The organism is Actinopolymorpha sp. B11F2, from assembly GCF_040195635.1.
Classification (GTDB): domain Bacteria; phylum Actinomycetota; class Actinomycetes; order Propionibacteriales; family Actinopolymorphaceae; genus Thermasporomyces.
This window is the reverse complement of sequence record NZ_JBEFTX010000005.1, coordinates 86,999-104,203: the sequence shown is the minus strand read 5'-3', so window position 1 is coordinate 104,203 and position 17,205 is coordinate 86,999. Positions and strand designations below refer to the sequence as shown.

The following is a 17,205-nucleotide window of genomic DNA, read 5'->3' as shown; positions in this document are numbered from 1 at the left end:
GGGACCTCGCCCAAGTTCAGCGGGGTGGTCGGTCTCGGTTTCGTTCGGTCCGTCACGACAGCGGGCCGGTCCGCGCCTGACTAAATACTGACTGCTTCAACCAAGATACGGCCGATGGCTGAGGTGGTCGGGTTCTGGATCGCGCCTGGCGCCGCCAAGTCAACGATCCTTCCCAGGCGACGGAGTGTGAAACAGCGAGTGCTCGACGGGAGCCATCAGCCGGTCGAGGGCTCTGGTCGGCGCGGCGGCGTCGGCCGCGGCAACCACCACATGCACCAGCGTGCGCAGGTTGGTGGGCTGGCTGACCAGAAACTCACGGGCACGCTCGTGCACATCGACCGCGAGCAGCCCGAGACCGCGACGACGAGAGTCGTGACAGCGAGCAGGCCGTACAGCAGGACGTCGCTGACTGCGCGACGCGTATCTCGGCAAAGCGGCATGGGGGCAAGCGCAACGCAACGCTCAGGGAAGCAACGGATATATCTGCTCCCACGTGTCTAGTCGAGCGTCATCGAGGGCGTCCTTCATCATGAGCGCAGGTGTTAACAGATTCTTGATGAAACGGAGCTGGCGTATTTCTTCGATGTCGAGCTCCGTCCATCTTGACGCCAAGGCCCGGGCTTGCTCTGGGGCGATCGGAATCTCGCGAAAGAGTAGTTCTGCAGTCTGGTCCGCGCTCAGCAGATCGATTTCCTCGTTGGGAGAGACCTTCTGGAACAGGGCAGCGGTGAGGTTGAGCCGCCGAACCGCAGTCTCCCCGGGGCCCAGGGCACCAGCCGCACTGGCAGACTCGAGTACGTAACCCAGCGCACGACTGCTGGACCTCCACTCCGCAGCAGTCAATCCTACGCATTCATCAATGATGCGTGTGGTCAGCAACTGCACGAGGCCAAGCCACTCTTCCGAATCCATGCTGGCGACAACGAAGTTCTGGGAAGCCAGGGTTGCCACGAGCTGCTTTCGGTCAAGCCGAACAAGCTCCTGGAATGGACTTCTCATGGGAAGACGATGCCCGCCATTCCAAATGCTTCCTTCCCGATCTGAACACTCCTTGCCGATGCGCTGGCCGGTAGGCCCTGTAAGAAGTGACCGCTGTGCGGATTGATATCCAGCCCGAAATACCCTCCGGCGGACGAGCCGGCGATGTCTGCCTCTCCGGCTGCGCGTACTGGAGCACCTCGGCTGAGTACCGCATGCGATATCTCTTGTCCATTGACGAACTTCGGCTGGATCACAAGGTTGCCATCTTCCAGAACGGCCCACTTGACCGTCCCTGAGTTTACAGCTTCGTCGAACCCCGACGTTCCGGGCCGCGAAGGCGTCACTCCCAATCCGTCCGCGCGAGCGAGCTCATCATCGAGCTGGTCACCCATCTGGTTCGGGAAGGTGTCGCAGTTGTGGACGAGTACCGGCGTCTCACCCGCCAGCACATAGTACGCATGGGTGGTGTTGACGGTGAGGTCGTAGGTGATCTGCGTACCGGCGTACTCCCGTACGCCACCGACCCGGACGTCACCGCGGCCGGGCGTGAGAAGTCGCTCGCCGCGCCGGAGATCTCCTGCATCGATCCAGCGTTTGCTGGTCTTCGACCAGAAGGGGTGGTGGTCGGTTGTGGTGATCGTGTGCTTGCCACCGGCGGTGCGGACGGTGACGTCGACGAACCGCTTGTCGTGATCGGTCCGGATGGTTTGTGTGACTTGACGCTTCGCGGTCTTCCCGGTTCGGGGGTTGGTGGCAACTATCGTGTCACCTGGCTCGACCTTCTCGATCCGTTTGCGGGTGCCGTCGGCGAGCAGGACCACGGTCCCGGCTACGAAGCTGTTGCATCCTGGGCGTGTTGGGGGTGCTTTGCTCGGGCCGTCGGCGTTGTCGCCGGTCTTCTTGGCTTTGGACCTGAGCGCTTTCGCCTTGGCGGCTGCTCGTTCTGCTGCCTCCTTGGCGGCTCGTTTGGCCGCCGCTCTGGCGGCTGCTGCCTTTTGCGCCGCCTTCTTCGCCGCCGCGGCGGCGGCGTCCTTGGCGGCCTTGGCCGCGTTCTTCGAGCCCTTGATGATGGCGCGTGCCCATTTGATTTCCTTGGAGAACGTGATGACGGCCTTGCCGGCGCGGTAGATCGCCTCAGCAATCTTCTTCGCCTTGAAGATCTTGCCCCACGGCAGCATCCCGACAACCAGTGATACACAGCCGACGATGTCGCCCTTGAGACAGTTGAGCAGGTCGTTGATGCCGAGGAACTCCATGAGGACCTGGCCGCCGGCCTCCAGAATCACGTCGACCCAGCTCTTGCTCTGGATCTGCTGTGCCTTGGCCAGCTCCTCCGGGCTCGGCCCGTTGACCTCATCCGGGCTCGTTCCCGGGTCAGTCTCAACGGACGAGCCGCCGCCACCTCCGCCGCCGTCTGCGGCCAGCATGGCTCCGGTCGGGTCGGTATGGGAGAGCGGGTTGTTGTTGACGTAGGCGTACGACGAGATGGCCGTGAGGCTGTCGGGCATCGGGTCGGTGGCGGTGAACCGGCCGGTCCCAGGGTTGTAGTTGCGCGCCCGGAGGTAGTAGTTGCCCTCACCAAGGCTGGAGTCCTGGTACGCCCCGGCGAAGCGCAGTGGATTCTTCGGACCCGCCGCCGTGTCCGCCTTGCTCTTCGGTGCTGCGGCCACAGACTTGCCGGCCTTGCTCTTTGTCGCGGTGGGCGTCGGGCTGGTTGTCGGGCTGGCCGACCGGTCAGGCCCGCTGCCGAGCACGCCATCGAGCAGCCCACCATCCGAGCCGTCGGAGGACTTGTCGGACGAGCCTGCGAGCAGCCCGCCCAGCAAGCTCCCGCCCGAACGGTCCGATGAGCCACCGGACGAGCCACCCAGAACGCCGCCGAGCAGGCCGTCGTCGTTGCCCTGCTTGTCGCGGTTGCCAGTCTCGCCTTCGGCCGCTTCGGTTTCCTCGCCACCGCCGAGCGTTGGCCCGTCGCGCGGGTTGCCGAACGGGTCGTAGTCGTAGCCCGCCTCCACCTGACCGGTCGGCGACAGCATGGTGGCGACGCCGCCGAGCCAGTCGTGGGTGTAGGAATGCGCGCCGGTCGACGGGTCGAGCAACGCCAGCGGCTCGTCATCGGGACCGTAGCTGAAGCCGCGCTTTTCCAGCGTCTGCCCGTCGCGCCCCGTCACCGTGTCGAGCGCGATCTGCGGAAGAGCGCCGTTGATGTCCCACGCCCAACGCTGCGTCGCGGCGTTCTGGCCACTGCCCATCGTGGCGGACACTCGTAGCCCGGTCGCTTCATAGGCGAACTTGGCGTTCTGCCCGTCGACGGTGGCCTTGGCCAGGCTGTGGTCGAGGTTGTAGGCGAAGGTGTCCTTCCCGGCCCTGATCTGGTTGCCCTGCTCGTCGTAGTCGTAGCCGGTGGCGTGGACACCCAGGTCGACGTCGAGTCCCAGTAGAGCACCGATGTCCAGACTGGCGCCGAAGTCGTCGAGATCGAGCTCCAGAAGGGCGTCGATGTCCAGCTGCGCGTCGATGTCGGGGCCGGCTAGCTTGACTTGCTTCTGGAGCTGGTCGGCCGCGTCGTAGAAGTAGCGCGTGACGTCGTGACCCGCACTGCCGGTGCGTTTCTGACTGGTCCGGTTGCCTACCAGGTCGTAGGTGTAGTCGATCCGGCCCGCGGACCTGCCGTCACAGGAGATCGCGCCATAGCAGGCAGAGGTCACCCGATCTGCCTTGTCGTAGTCGTACGCCACCGACTCCGAAACCCCGCCACGCGTGGTCACCACCCTTGTCGGGTTACCGACCTCGTCCAGGTCGAGCGCGAACTTCGACACCGGATCCTGGACGCCCGGAGCCGGTTCTGAACCGGGCGTACGGGTGGTGCCGATGTCGGTGAGCCGGCCAGCGTCGTCGTAGCTCCGCCGCTCGACCAGCCCGGTCGCCTCCGGGAGCGTGGTAGACGTCCGCCGCCCCGCAACGTCGTAGCCGAATCGCCACGTGGCCGGGTTGGCGCCGGCAGCACCGTCGACGCTGGTCAGGCTGGTGATCCGGCTGTCCGCGTCGTAGTCGGCGGTGATCCGCGTACCGTCCGGGTATGTGCGGGAGCTGATGTTGCCCCGCGCGTCGTAGTCGTAGGAGAACCGCTCCTCCGCGCCACCCGCCCACTCACGGATGACCTCCTGGATCTGGTCCTCGGCGTCGTAGTTCACGTTGCGACGGCCGGTCGGGTCGCCGTAGGAGGTGATCTTGTCCTCGGCGTCGTAACCCCAGGTGTAGACCGGACCGTCCGAGCCGAGTGTCCGCTTCACCCGGCGCCCGACGATGTCGTAGGTGTCGACGATGGTGCGCTCGGCCCGCTCCTCGTCGGAGAGCTCCTCGTGCTTGCCGATGGTGATCATCGACACCGGGTTGTTCTCCGGGTCGTAGCCGATCTCTGCCCGCCGGCCGAGCGGATCGGTGCTGCTGGTCACCCGACCGGCCTCGTCGTAATCGAGCCGGGTCCGGTGGTGGTTCGGGTCGCGGACGGAGGCGAGCAGACCGTCGTCGTAGTAGTCGTAGACGGTGGAGCCGTGGGAGGGCAGGTGGCGCCGGTGCGACGCGTCAGGGGCGATCGCGGTACGGATCTGGTCGTCTTCCCGGTAGCTGTAGCGGGTGGTATTGCCCTTGGCGTCGGTGACCGCTGTCTGCCGGTTGTTGGCGTCGTAGGTGAAGGTCGTGGTGTGGTCGAGCGGATCGATCACCTTGGCGAGGTTGCCGGCCAGGTCGTACTCGTAGTGAGTGGTGAAGCGCTCCTTGTCGGCGCCATCGACGTTGCCGCGCGGCTCCGTCATGGCGACCATGAAGCCGTCGTCGTCGTAGGTCCAGGTCGTCTTGCCGCCGGTGGCCGTCGTGGCGCTGGTCTTGTTGCCGGCGGCGTCGTAGGTGAAGCGGGTGGAGTTCCGGCCGGAATCGGTGAGGCCGGTCTGCCGCCCGTTCCTGTCATACGTCAGTCGGGTGGTACGACCCAGCGTGTCGGTGGCGGCCGTCACGTTGCCGGTGTTGTCCCGGCGGAATGCCGAAGTCTTGCTGAACGCGTCGACCGTCGAGGTGGTCCGGTCGAGCGCATCGGTCTTGATGTCCTCGTGGACGACGCGGCCGTCTGGATAGGGACGGGAGATCCGCACGAGGCTGTCGTTGCCGTCGTAGCGGTACGTGGTGGTGAAGTCCTTGCGATCCGCCCCCGGTGCGTTTCCGCGCGGTGAGGTGACCGACTGCAGCAGTCCCTTGGCGTTGTAGGCGTACGTCGTGACGATGTCGGGCTCGTCGTCCAGGTGTACACGGGTTTTGGTGCGTCGCCCGGCATCGGAGTAGGCGTACGAGACCTTCCGGCGCGGGTCCTCGACCGAGCGCAGCGGACCGTCGGCGAAGTAGCGGTATTCCGTGTCGACCCCGGTCGGGGTCTCCGTCTCGACAATCCGGCCCACGGCGTCGTACTCCGTCCGCGACGAGTGGCGCTTGCCGGGCTCGCGCACGTCGACGATGCGGTCCTGGTCATCGAAGGTGAACCGGGTCGTGAACTCGTCCCGGTCGGCGTCTTCGACGGTCCCGCGCGGATCGACCACGGCGATCCGCCGGCCGGTGCCGTCGTAGGAGAACTCCGTCCGCCGACCCTCCGGTGAGATGATCGCGGCCGGCAGCCCGGCATTGATGTCGTCTGCGGGCAGGTATTCGTAGCGGGTCACCTTGCCGCGTTGGTCGGTGCGCGTGAGGAGCAGTCCACGCTCGTCGTAGGCGTAGCGGATCTTGTGCTTCTCCGCGTCGACGCTCTCGACCAGTTCGTCGAACCTGTTGAAGGTGTTCTTCCACTTGTTGCCACGCTCGTCGACGAACTCGATCGGGTTGTTGCGCTCGTCGTACTTCGTCCGCTGGTCGAACTTCATCGGCAGCGGCGCCGACCCGACCGTCTGGTTACCCCGCGCGTCGAATGCCGCTTCGTTCTGGTTCTGCCTGCCGTTGACCACGAGACTGCGGTTGAGCTTGCGGTCGTAGCGGTGGTTGTCGACGTCGCCGTTGCCCCGCTGGCTGTGGATCAGCACGTTGTCGTGGTAGCCGTCGTAGACGACCACGCCGTCGGCGTCGGTGGTCTTCGCCTCCTGCCTCACGGCGTTCCAGGCGAAGGTCGTCCGATGGCCCTGTGCGTCGACCTGCCGGATCACCCGGCCCGACGCGGAGTATTCGTTGCGGATCGCCACGACTCCACCGTCGTCCTCGTCGTGGCCCTCGTCCGTCTCCGGTTCCACCACCTCGGTCAGCAGACCGGCCGCAGAGTAGTGGTACCGCCACACGTGGCCCCGCGCGTCTTCGACCGCGACCAGCCGGGAGCGCCTGTCGTAGGCGAACTCGACGTTCCGGCGATCCGGGAGGCTGATCCTGCGGATGAGGCCATCCTCGATCCGAGCCTCGGCCTGGCGACCAGAGGCGTCGGTGATCTCCACCCCTTGCGCGGTGTAGGCGAGCCGAACGCCAACCTGGCGAGCGTTGTGGATCGACGTCAACCGGCCCTGGCCGTCGAAGTCGTAGCTGATCTGCTCGGGGGTGACGAGCGTCCAACCGGCATCGGTCTTGCGCAGCGTCGAACGAACGCCAGCCGGGCGCTGGTAGCGACCGTCGGCCAACCGGTACTCCACGATCGCGCCGTCATCGGCACGCACCAACGCGCCACGGTCCGATGCCGCGACCTGCATGCCGTATGACCAGGCCCAGCCGGAACCGAACAGACCATTCGCCGGGTTCGCCGACGAATAGATCCGGGTGGAGACGAACGGCACCCCGAACGAGGCCATCGCCAGGTCCTGCTCCACCCGGCTGAAGGCTCCAGTCGCCGTGTTCACGCCCACGCCGCGCACAGCCTGCCGGGCATCGGTCATGCCCAGGGCGTTGCCGCAGCCACAGCCCGCGGCCTGCCGGTCCGGAATCGGTGGCGGCAGGATCGTGCGCCGCGGATTGGCCCGCTGCGTGGGTACCGACGGCACCTCGCGGTCGGGAAAGACGGCGGTGAAGGTGAGGAAGTACCGCTTGGCCGGGTCGAGATCCCACCCGTCGGACGCACCGAAGGAGCGGCAGTAGTCGCGCTGTGCGGCGCAGCCGGACTGGCGCAGGTCGTCCCTGGTCAGCGACGTCGACGCCTGCTCGGTCTGCGACTCGGCGTCGAAAAGCGTCACCCGCCAGGACGTCCACGGCGCGTCTTCATCGACGTTGAAGTACGCCAGAAGCGACGTGTCGCCGAGCACGTAGCCCGGCCGCAGCAACAGGCGGGTGAAAACCGGAGTGTCGACCGGTTGCAGGTCCCCACCCCGACTCGACACGCGCAGCCACTCCTGCGCCGACAACTCTCGCGGCTCACTGCTGGCGAAGATTCCACGTGGCACGACCGGCGGACGTTCACCCGGCGCGAACGGCTTGTCCGGTGTCGCCGACGCCGGTGCCGCCCGGTCCACTGGACCGGCTCCCGGCAGCGCCCGCGGAGCCACCGCGGCCTCCGCCTCCTGACGCGTCTGTCCCGGTTGCAGGACCGACGCGATCAGGGCCAGCGCACAGACGACGACGGTCAAACGCACATGGTCAGCCCGGCCAGAGACGTGCCTCGCCACCCCCGCCACCCCCCATATCGGCCATCTGACGTATATCAGACGAAAAGACTTGAAGTGATCTTCTATCGGAAAATCCACCAGCAGGCAACACAGGGCGCCGGAAACGATCAAGGACACCCACCACGACGTGTCCGACTAGGCATACGTACGCACCTGCCTAGGCGCATCTACGTTCCACCGCGGCGGGAAAGATACGTCACCGCTGCGGATGTCGGAAGCTCCTCGCCAACCAAGGATGGAGACACCAACGAGACAAGAGAAAAGACGAGGGAGACAACGATGTTCGGTCATCCAGCTTTCAGCTTGACCGTCGCGCACGAGCGTCACCAGGCACTGATCGCCGAAGCGGATCGCCGCCGGCTCCTGGCGATTGCTCGTCAAGCACGAAAGGCACGCAAGGCACGCAGGAAACAAGCCGACACGTGGGGCAACGTGCCGGCGCCGGACGGGGCCAGGGCCGGCGCTGTGGCCGGTAGCGCTCCTTCTGCTGGCGGTAGCCTGACGCCGTGCAGAGAGCGCGCGGCGGCGCCAGCGCGGTGATGGTGGGACGTGACCGCGAGCTGCGCCAACTCCAGCAGCTCGCGGCGTCCAGTCACCCGCAGGTGGCGATCGTCGCGGGCGAGCCGGGCATCGGCAAGACGCGGCTGATCCACGAGCTGCTGGCCGGCCTTTCCGCCGATCCGGTCGTGCTGGTGGGGCGCGCCGAGCCCGGCTCACTGGCCCGCCCGTACGAAGTGCTGTTGGACGCGGTGGACGGTCGTCCAGGCGTCAAGGAGGATCTCCTGGACGCACTGGCCGAGCCCGCGCGCAGTCCGGTGGAGCGCCTGCACGCCGGCCTCGCCATCGTGAACGAGCTTGTCGGCGACCGGCGGGCCGTCATCGTCTTCGAGGACCTGCACTGGGCCGACTCCGAGAGCGCGGCGCTTTTCGAGCGGATCGCCGGCCAGACCGGGCCGCGACTGCTGATCGGGACGTACCGCCCGGACGAGGTGACGAGCCGCCATCCGGTCGCCGGGCTTCTTGGCCGGTTGGAACGCCGGCACACGGTCGCCCACGTGGCGCTCGAGCGGTTCGGTGAGTCGGACACGGCCGCGCTGCTCGCTTCCGTGGCGGGCGCGCCGGTTCCCTATCGCTCGGTGGCGGCGTTGCACCAGCGCACGGGCGGCAACCCGTTCTTCCTCGAGGAGCTCATCCGGGGCCACACCGGGGACGATCTCGCGTCACTGTGCGAGAGCCCGCTGCCGTGGAGCCTCTCGGAGGTGCTCCGGCGGCAGGTCGACGACCTGGAGCCGCGCGACCAGCGCATCGTGGAGGCTGCCGCCGTACTCGGTCATCGGGTGCCGTTCGACCTGCTTGCCGCCGTGACCGGTGCGGACGAGGACGAGCTGATCACGGCGCTGCGCGGGCTCGTCGCCCGAGGTGTCCTCGTCGAGTCCAGCGATGACGAGTTCAGCTTCCGCCACGCCCTGGTCCGCGAGGCGATCTCCGGGCAGTTGCTCGGCCGGCAGCAGCGACGGTTGCATGAGGCCGCACTCGAGGTTCTGCTCGCCACCGGTGGATCTGATCCCGCGATGATTGCCCGCCACGCACGTGCCGCCGGACGGTACGACGACATGGTCGAGGCGGCCCGTCGTGGTGCGGCGCTCTACCTGTCGATCGGATCGGCGTTCCAGGCTCTGCAGCTCGCCGAGGTGGGCATGGACGAGGTGGGTGACGACGCGGAGCTGCTTGCTGCGGCGGCCCAGGCCGCCTGGCTTGCCGGCCTTCTTGACGACGCCGTGGGCTACGCCCGCCGGTGGCGGGACCTGGCGTCGACGGCAAGCGACCGCGCCGATGCGTTGTACCTGTTGATCCGCCTGGCCTGGGAGTCCGACCAGACCCGCGAGATGGAGACGTTGACCCACGAGGTCGAGCAACTCGTCGCGCAGCTGCCGCCCGGTGCGATCCAGGCCCGGGCGATGACGGCGGTGGCCCAGTCGGCCGAGCTCCGAGACGACCTCGACGCCGCGGTGGAGTGGGCGGATCGGGCTCTGGCGCTGGCCGGCGAGTTCGATCTACCGCGCGTGCGCCTGGCCGCCTTGGTCGAGAAGGGCTCCGCGCTGTCCGACCGGTCGGTGACCAACGAAGAGGGCCGCATGATACTGGCAGGGCTCGTCGACGAGGCGGAGAAGCTGGGTGAGTGGGTACTCGCCGCCCGAGCGTTGAACTACCTCGTTCATGATGTTCCGCCGGCGTCGCCGAGCGAGCACGCCGACATGCTGGAACGCATGCGCGTCGACGCCGAACGGGCCGGTTTCGAGTCTCTCGCGGTCGCGGCGTACTTCCAGGGTCGGGCGCGGTTGGCGATGCGTGAGGGCAATCTGGACGCGGCGATCGCGACGTTGGAACAGGGCCGGAACCGGGACCGCGGGTACCTCCGCGGCCGACGTCGGGCCGACCATCACGCGGTCTTCCTGGCCGGGCTGTATCTCGAGGCCGGCGAACTCGCCTGCGTCGACGACATCATCGCCGAGCTGCGCACGGAGGCCGCGTTCTCGGGCATCACCATCCCCGGCCTCGCGTTCCATGTCGCCTGCCGGCGCGGTGAACTCGCCACCGCCGAGCGGCACCTGGACGAGATCTTCGTGGCGCTCGCCGAACAGCCATGGCGCAGCGGTGAGCAGGCGCACGACCTGATCTCGGCGGCGTTCTCCGTCGGCCTGCCGCTGTCGCAGGTCGTACGGATGAGCCGCGCGCTGCTCGGGGGCGACGTCCGGGACGACGAGCGGACGTTGGCGGAGGCGCAGGTCGGCGAAGCGCAGGGGGAGACCGCCGCGGCACTCGCCGGCTACCTCGAGGTGTCGGAGTCGTTCGCCATGCTGCCGTCGATCCGGGGTACTGCCCACGTCGGCGCCGCCCGTTGCCTGCTCACGCTCGGCAAGCGTGACGCGGCCGTCCAGCAGGTCACCGCGGCCACCGATCTGCTCGCCCGGTGGGGCGGTTGGCGGGTGGCTCAGCTCGACCAGCTACGTGCCCAGCTGGACCTGGCGCCCACGGACGACCGTTCCGCGGTCAGCGGCGTGGCGGCACTGACCAGGCGCGAACGCGAAGTTGCGCTCCTCGTCGCGGAGGGCCTCACCAACACCGAACTCGCCCAGCGTCTCTACATCTCTCCCAGGACCGTCGCCGTGCACGTGTCCAACATCCTGCACAAGCTCGGCGTCTTCTCTCGTACCGAGGTCTCCAGCGCGATCAGCCAGGTCGTCCCACCGGCCCGCGACGACACGTAAGGTGCGCGCGCCGGCTCCAGCATGGTGACGGTGGGCGTGTCCGTGAGCGGGTCCCTCAGTAGGACGCCCTAGGACCGCCGCACGTCCTCACCAGCGATCTCCAGCGCACGGTCCGCCAGGCAGCCGTCGACCATCCAGGGGCGCGGTCCGCCCCGAAGGAGACGGAGCAGGAACGACACGCTGTCGGCCACGTCGGTCTCCCCACCGGTGCCGGCATTGCGAACGCCGCCGTTGGCGACGCCGGTGCTGACCGGTGGGGCCACCTGGTCTGGGACGAGGAGCCTGCCCGCCCGCCGGCAGTGCCGGACGGCCATCGCCTCCGCCACCTCGCCGGCCCACGTCCGGTAGGTGTCGTCGCCGAGTACCTGGGCGGCATCCAGCAGGTAGTGCCCGCTGCCTGCCAGGCCGTGGCAGCCGTCGGACCGAACCCGCCACCTGGCCTTGTGCACGGCGACCGCGGCCGCCACGGCGTACGCACCGATGCCTGGCTCGCCGGTGACGGCGTACTGGCGTAGCAGGAAGGTCCCGATCCCCGCCGGTCCTGCGGATCGGTGTGGCGAGGGTGCCGGATGGTCCGGGCCTGCCGGCCACCAGGCGGCCCCGTCGGTGTCGGTCGTCGCGGCCTCGCAGAGAGTGTGGCCGGCCGCCACGGCAACCTTGGCGTACGACTCGTCGCCGGTCTCGTGTGCCATGAGGAGCAGGAAGTAGCCGATCCCGGCGACCCCGTGGGCGAACCCGTAGTGACAGCTGCCGGCGAGCGCGGATCGGGCGTCGGCGGGGACCGGCCAGAGCGGGCCGTGAGCGCCGAGTTGCGCTGCCGCGACGACCGTGTCGGCGTAGCCCTGTGCGCGGTCGAGCAGTTCCTCGTCGCCCGTGAGCCGGCCGATGTGCAGGTGGGCGAGCCCGGCCCCGGCGAGTCCGTGGGCGACTCCCGGGAGCGGCCAGTCGGTCGGCAGGGACGAGACCATGGCGCGCGCCTCGGCCACCAGCGCGGGATCGTCGAGTGCGACACCGGCGTCGGCCAGCGCCCAGGCCGTGCCGGCGCGCCCGGTGAGGAGGCCCGGCAGCGCACGCCCGGACTGACCCGGCGGGCGATGCGCGACCAACCGGGTGGACACGTCTCGGATGGCCGCCAGCAGCCGATCCTGGTCACGGGCGCTCGTGGACGCCTGGATCAGCGTGCCCAGGACACCTGCCGCGCCATGTCGCACAGTTCCGGGGTCGGTTCGTACGTCGGTCCCGCTGTCGGTCCGGTCGGTCGGGTCGGCCCTGATGTCACTGTCTGGCGGTACCGCGGCGGCATCCCGCAGATGGTCGAGCCCGTCGCTGACCAACTGCGCGACCGTGGGCAGGCGAACGCCGGAGTGACCGCCTGCCCCGGTGGACCGCCGCTCGGGCGACGCGAGGTACTTCTCCACCCGCGACAGGCTCCACCGGCAGTCGGGCGCCGTGGCGAGGAGGCCGAGGAGCGGTGGCGCGACGACCGCCGCGGAGGGGTGGTCCCGCGCCACGACCGTGAGCCAGGCGGCCAGCCGGTCCCGGATCGGCCGGTCCGCGGGTACGTCGAGAGGCAGGTCGGGTTCGGTTCCGGTGGCGAGGAGGAAGAACAGCGCACCGAGGCTCCACAGGTCCTCGGCCACGGTCGCGGTGAGCGATCCGTCCACGCCAACCACCTGGCGCGGGTCACGGCACTCGGGTGCCAGGTAGCTGGAGGGCCAGGGAGGCGGAGCCGGCTGCCCCGCGGGAACGGCGGCCTCCAGGTCGACGAGCGTCAACGCACCGTTGGGTGCCACGAGCACGCTGCCAGGGCTCAGGTTCCGGAGTACGATGCCTGCGGCGTGGACGCCGGCGACGAGCGCGACCAGCCGCCGCGCCATCAGCAAGATGTGACCGGTCGGAGTGACGACCGCTTCGCGGTGAGTCGCGTGTACCCAGTCGAGGAACGGCCGCCCCGGCGGGTGCTCGGTGGTGAGGAACCGGTCGCCGTCCTGGTCGAACACCTCGAACACCCGGGGGACCGGCACCTCACCGGCGAGGTGCCGCAGGGCCGCTGCTTCGAGCTGGAGGCGTTCACGCGCGTCGGCACCGGTGTGGTCGCCGCCGGCGTGCGCGCGGGCGTGCTTGACGAGTACCTCGCGATCGTTCGTACGGTCGAGGGCGAGATAGCGGCCACCGGTGACGGTCTGGTCGAGGGTCCGCCGCAGGACGAACCGCCCGTGCAGCACCGTCCCCGGCTGGATGTGCGGGATCGCATGGACCGGCGACGGAGGATCGAGCTCTGCCACCGCGTCGAGGTCGACCGGACGCAGGACGCCGTCATCGTCGAGGTCGTATGCATCCTCGAAGCGGCCATAGCGATAGTGCACCAGGCTGCCGGAGCGTACGGGGCGGTCGGCCATGATCCGCGGGCCGGGGAGCCCAGCGGTCGCGGCGTGGAGTGCAGTCGCGAGGTGGGGGGCCTCCGCGTCGTCGTGGGGATACACGGTGAGGAACCTGCCGCTGACCCGTGGGTCACAGTCCCCGCCGGTCAGCCAGCCAACGGCGTCGGTGCTCACCGCGAACCGGAAGGCCACGCGATGCTCGCGGAGTACCGGGACGGCGTGGGCGAGCACGGAGGTTGCCGAGGCCGGTGTCGCCGACAGGTGGATTAACCAGCCGTGGGTCCGCACCTGGTGGCCAGCTGGCACGACGGCACACCACCGCGGGTCGATGCGGAAGTCCCAGTCGCCCTCGCCAAGGAGTTCACGGACGGGGTGCACGAGGTCGGTGGGCCCGGGCTCATCCGCGCAGCCGGACGCGTTCGGGACGCCAGGGCGGTCCGAGCCGGATGTGGCTGGGCCGGATGATGTGGTTGGGCCGGTGGATGTGGTTGGGCCGGTGGATGTGGTTGGGCACGTTGACGGGGCGGGGCCGGTAGCTGCATGCCGGAAGGTCGCCGTGCCGTGGCCGGTCAAGGCGTTGAAGGCACGCTGGACCGCTTCCGCTGTTCCCCCCACCGATACCCCCTGCCGCGCGGACCTGCACAATGCGTACGCATATCACTACCAAGCGCGCACATCTGCGCGCAAGCCCGCCCGGATCTCGACGCGGCAACGAATGCTTGCGGACCGTCGTCAGGACATGCGTCGGCGGATCCACGCCGTCAGGGCATCGGCCACCACGCGCTGGTAGTCACGGATCGTCGGCAGCCCCGGTGGAACCGGTGCCCGGGACCTTTCAGTGAGAGCGCCCGTCACGGTGGCGAGGAGGGCGGTGACGTCGAGAGGATCCGCGTCCCTGGTGCAGGGGTGCCGGCTGAGCAGGTTGTCGACGTCGACGCTCGAACCGCTGATCACGAGGTCGAGTGCCGCGAGCGCGGTGTCGACCCAGCCGGCGCCCCGTGCGGCCCACGCCCAGTCGACGAACACGACTCCCGCATCGGTGATGAGTACGTTGTCGGCGCGGATGTCCCAGTGCACGAGGGACTCGCCGACAACGGCGGCCCGGGCCCGCTGCTGGTACTCCCGCAGCAGGTCGAGGCGTGCCACCGCCCACGGGTCGAGGTCGGCGGGTGGCGACTCCTGAAGAACGGCCCAGCCGCCACGGAAGATGCCGGCGTCGCTCAGGTCCGGGGCCTCGGGCCAGGGTGTCGGCGTGAGCGCCGCCGTGAGATCGGCGAGAGCGCCGAACACGAGGTCGGTGTCCTCAGCCGTCCAGGGGTGCGCCGGCTCCCGCCCCTCGATGTCGTCGAAGAGCAGGGCGATCCAGTCGCCGTCGTCGTAGGCCGACCGCATACGCGGCGTCCACGGCAACGCGGGCACGGCCTCCATCGTCGTGCGCTCCCGACGCAGCAGGCCTGGGCTGTCGGGGTTGAGTGCACCGCCCACGGCCTTGACGAATCCGCGCCGCCCGTCGGCGGTCACCAGCCGGGCGGCCGCGCCGGGGGAGAAGCCACCGCTCTGGGTCGACGCGGAGACGACCGGGGATCCGAGCTCGCGCTCGACCCACCGGCGGACCGGGGCCGGTACCTCGTCGTAGGAGATCCGCACGCCAGCTGCCCGGGTCGGAGCAGCGGACGGATTGGTGCCCGGCAGGGAGGACATCCGTCGATGCTGACAAACCCTCCGGACACCGACAACGCATTTCTCGGTCGACGCGCGTCGTCTGCCAGCGCAGTGTCGGTTGATCGAGGGCGATTCCGGGCCGCCTGCAGCCGACCTGTCCGATTCGTCCGGTGTCGATCATCGCCGAAGCACGCCGTGAGCGCCGGGCCCGTTGTCCGGGCATGGGATGATGAGGAGCGACCCCCATCCACACTCGAATGGACCGTCCGTGCCCGCTGCTTCTCTGCCTTCCAGGTCCGGGCCAGTTCCCGGCACCATCCCGCAGCCCGGCGAGACCGATCCGGCGCTCATCCGGAACTTCTGCATCATCGCCCACATCGACCACGGCAAGTCGACGCTGGCCGACCGGATGCTCCAGCTCACCGGCGTGGTCGAAGGGCGGGCCATGCGGGCGCAGTACCTCGACCGGATGGACATCGAGCGCGAGCGCGGGATCACGATCAAGAGCCAGGCCGTACGCCTGCCGTTCCGGGCGAGTGCGGGTGCCCACGCGGACACGTCGTACGTCCTGAACCTCATCGACACGCCCGGCCACGTGGACTTCACCTACGAGGTGTCGCGGTCGCTCGCCGCCTGCGAGGGTGCGGTGCTGCTGGTCGACGCCGCGCAGGGGATCGAGGCGCAGACGCTCGCCAACCTCTACCTCGCGCTCGACGCCGACCTGCACATCATCCCGGTGCTCAACAAGATCGACCTGCCGTCCGCGCAGCCGGACAAGTACGCCGCGGAACTCGCCGGCATCATCGGCTGCGACGAGAGCGACGTGCTGCGCGTCTCCGCCAAGACAGGCGAAGGCGTCGAGCACCTCCTCAACGAGATCGTCGCCCAGGTGCCGCAGCCGAAGGGCGACGCCGACGCGCCGCCCCGGGCGCTGATCTTCGACTCGGTCTACGACACCTACCGCGGGGTCGTCACCTACATCCGCGTGATCGACGGCAGCATCGCCAACCGCGAGCGGGTCCTGATGATGTCGACGAAGGCGTCCCACGACACCCTCGAGGTCGGCGTCATCTCGCCCGAGCCGAAGAAGTCACCGTCGCTCGGGGTCGGAGAGGTCGGCTACATCATGACCGGGGTGAAGGAGGTGCGGCAGTCCCGTGTCGGTGACACGGTGACGGTCACGAGCAACCCCGCGACGAAGGCGCTCGCCGGGTACCGCCACCCCAACCCGATGGTCTATGCCGGCCTCTACCCGGTCGACGGCGACGAGTACACCGACCTGCGCGAGGCACTCGACAAGCTTCAGCTCAACGACGCCGCTCTGCTGTACGAACCGGAGACCTCCGGCGCGCTGGGCTTCGGCTTCCGCTGCGGCTTCCTCGGCCTGCTGCACATGGAGATCGTCCGCGAACGCCTGGAACGCGAGTTCGACCTCGACCTCATCTCGACCGCCCCCAACGTCGTCTACCGCGTGGTCATGGAGGACGGCAGCGAGCACGTCGTGACCAACCCGAGTGAGTTCCCGTCGGGTGTGGGGGTGACGTCGAAGCAGGGGGCGGCGCCGAAGGGCAAGGTGGCAGAGGTGCACGAGCCGGTCGTGCGGGCGACGATCCTCACGCCGGCCGACTTCATCGGCGCGGTGATGGAGCTGTGCCAGTCGCGGCGGGGGCAGCTGCAGGGCATGGACTACCTGTCGGCGGACCGGGTGGAGATGCGCTACACCCTGCCGCTGGCGGAGATCGTCTTCGACTTCTTCGATGCCCTGAAGAGCAAGACCCGCGGGTACGCCTCCCTCGACTACGAACCCACTGGTCAGCAGGCCGCCGACCTGGTGAAGGTCGACATCCTGCTCCAGGGCGAGACCGTCGACGCCTTCAGCGCGATCGTCCACAAGGACAAGGCCTATTCCTACGGCGTCACGATGGCCCAGAAGCTCCGTGAGCTGATCCCGCGGCAGCAGTTCGAGGTGCCGATCCAGGCGACGGTCGGGTCGCGGATCATCGCCCGTGAGACCATCCGGGCCATCCGCAAGGACGTTCTGGCGAAGTGCTACGGCGGTGACATCACCCGCAAGCGCAAGCTGCTCGAACGCCAGAAAGAGGGCAAGAAGCGGATGAAGATGGTCGGCCGGGTGGAGGTTCCTCAGGAGGCGTTCGTCGCCGCACTGTCGACCACGGACGGTCCCGGGTCGGGTTCGGCCAAGGCAGGGTCGAGTTCCGGCAAGAAATAGGCCTCAGCCTGGCTATTCTGTGCCGAACGTGCCACAGCCCGGTGCCACTCACTACGGTGGAGTGAGCC

The 17,205-nt window shown here is 68.6% G+C and carries 6 protein-coding genes; 2 read left to right on the top strand and 4 right to left on the bottom strand.

From position 1 onward, the window contains the following. Nucleotides 1–462: 462 nt before the first annotated feature. Entirely contained in the window at nt 463–999 is a 537-nt protein-coding gene (locus ABN034_RS11325) for a hypothetical protein (protein ID WP_349690951.1), read from the bottom strand. After that, the gene (locus ABN034_RS11320; protein ID WP_349690950.1) at nt 996–7,556 is read right to left on the bottom strand and encodes an RHS repeat-associated core domain-containing protein; all 6,561 of its coding nucleotides are present in this window, start codon (nt 7,554–7,556) and stop codon (nt 996–998) included. Before ABN034_RS11320 ends, ABN034_RS11325 begins: the two co-directional genes overlap by 4 nt. A 545-nt stretch (nt 7,557–8,101) precedes the next feature. Here ABN034_RS11320 and ABN034_RS11315 point away from each other — a divergent pair. After that, nucleotides 8,102–10,864, top strand: coding sequence for an ATP-binding protein (locus ABN034_RS11315; protein WP_349690949.1), 2,763 nt, complete (start codon nt 8,102–8,104; stop codon nt 10,862–10,864). Between the two features lie 68 nt (nt 10,865–10,932). Here the strand turns inward: ABN034_RS11315 and lanL are convergent, their stop codons facing one another. Together lanL and ABN034_RS11305 are read right to left on the bottom strand one after the other, a co-directional pair. Continuing rightward, on the bottom strand, nt 10,933–13,623 hold the full coding sequence (lanL, locus tag ABN034_RS11310) for a class IV lanthionine synthetase LanL (RefSeq protein ID WP_349690948.1): 2,691 nt from the start codon (nt 13,621–13,623) through the stop codon (nt 10,933–10,935). Between the two features lie 354 nt (nt 13,624–13,977). Continuing rightward, on the bottom strand, nt 13,978–14,946 hold the full coding sequence (locus tag ABN034_RS11305; protein WP_349690947.1) for a phosphotransferase: 969 nt from the start codon (nt 14,944–14,946) through the stop codon (nt 13,978–13,980). 229 nt (nt 14,947–15,175) lie between these two features. On the opposite strand from ABN034_RS11305, the gene lepA reads away from it, so the two are divergent. Further along, nucleotides 15,176–17,137 (top strand): translation elongation factor 4, encoded by a 1,962-nt coding sequence (gene lepA, locus ABN034_RS11300; RefSeq protein ID WP_349690946.1) that lies wholly within the window; start codon nt 15,176–15,178, stop codon nt 17,135–17,137. The last annotated feature ends 68 nt before the right edge of the window (nt 17,138–17,205 follow it).

Excerpts from the sequence above, each read along its gene's own strand:
- ABN034_RS11325 (WP_349690951.1), bottom strand. The coding sequence starts at position 999 with ATGAGAAGTCCATTCCAGGAGCTTGTTCGGCTTGACCGAAAGCAGCTC.
- ABN034_RS11305 (WP_349690947.1), bottom strand. The coding sequence starts at position 14,946 with ATGTCCTCCCTGCCGGGCACCAATCCGTCCGCTGCTCCGACCCGGGCA.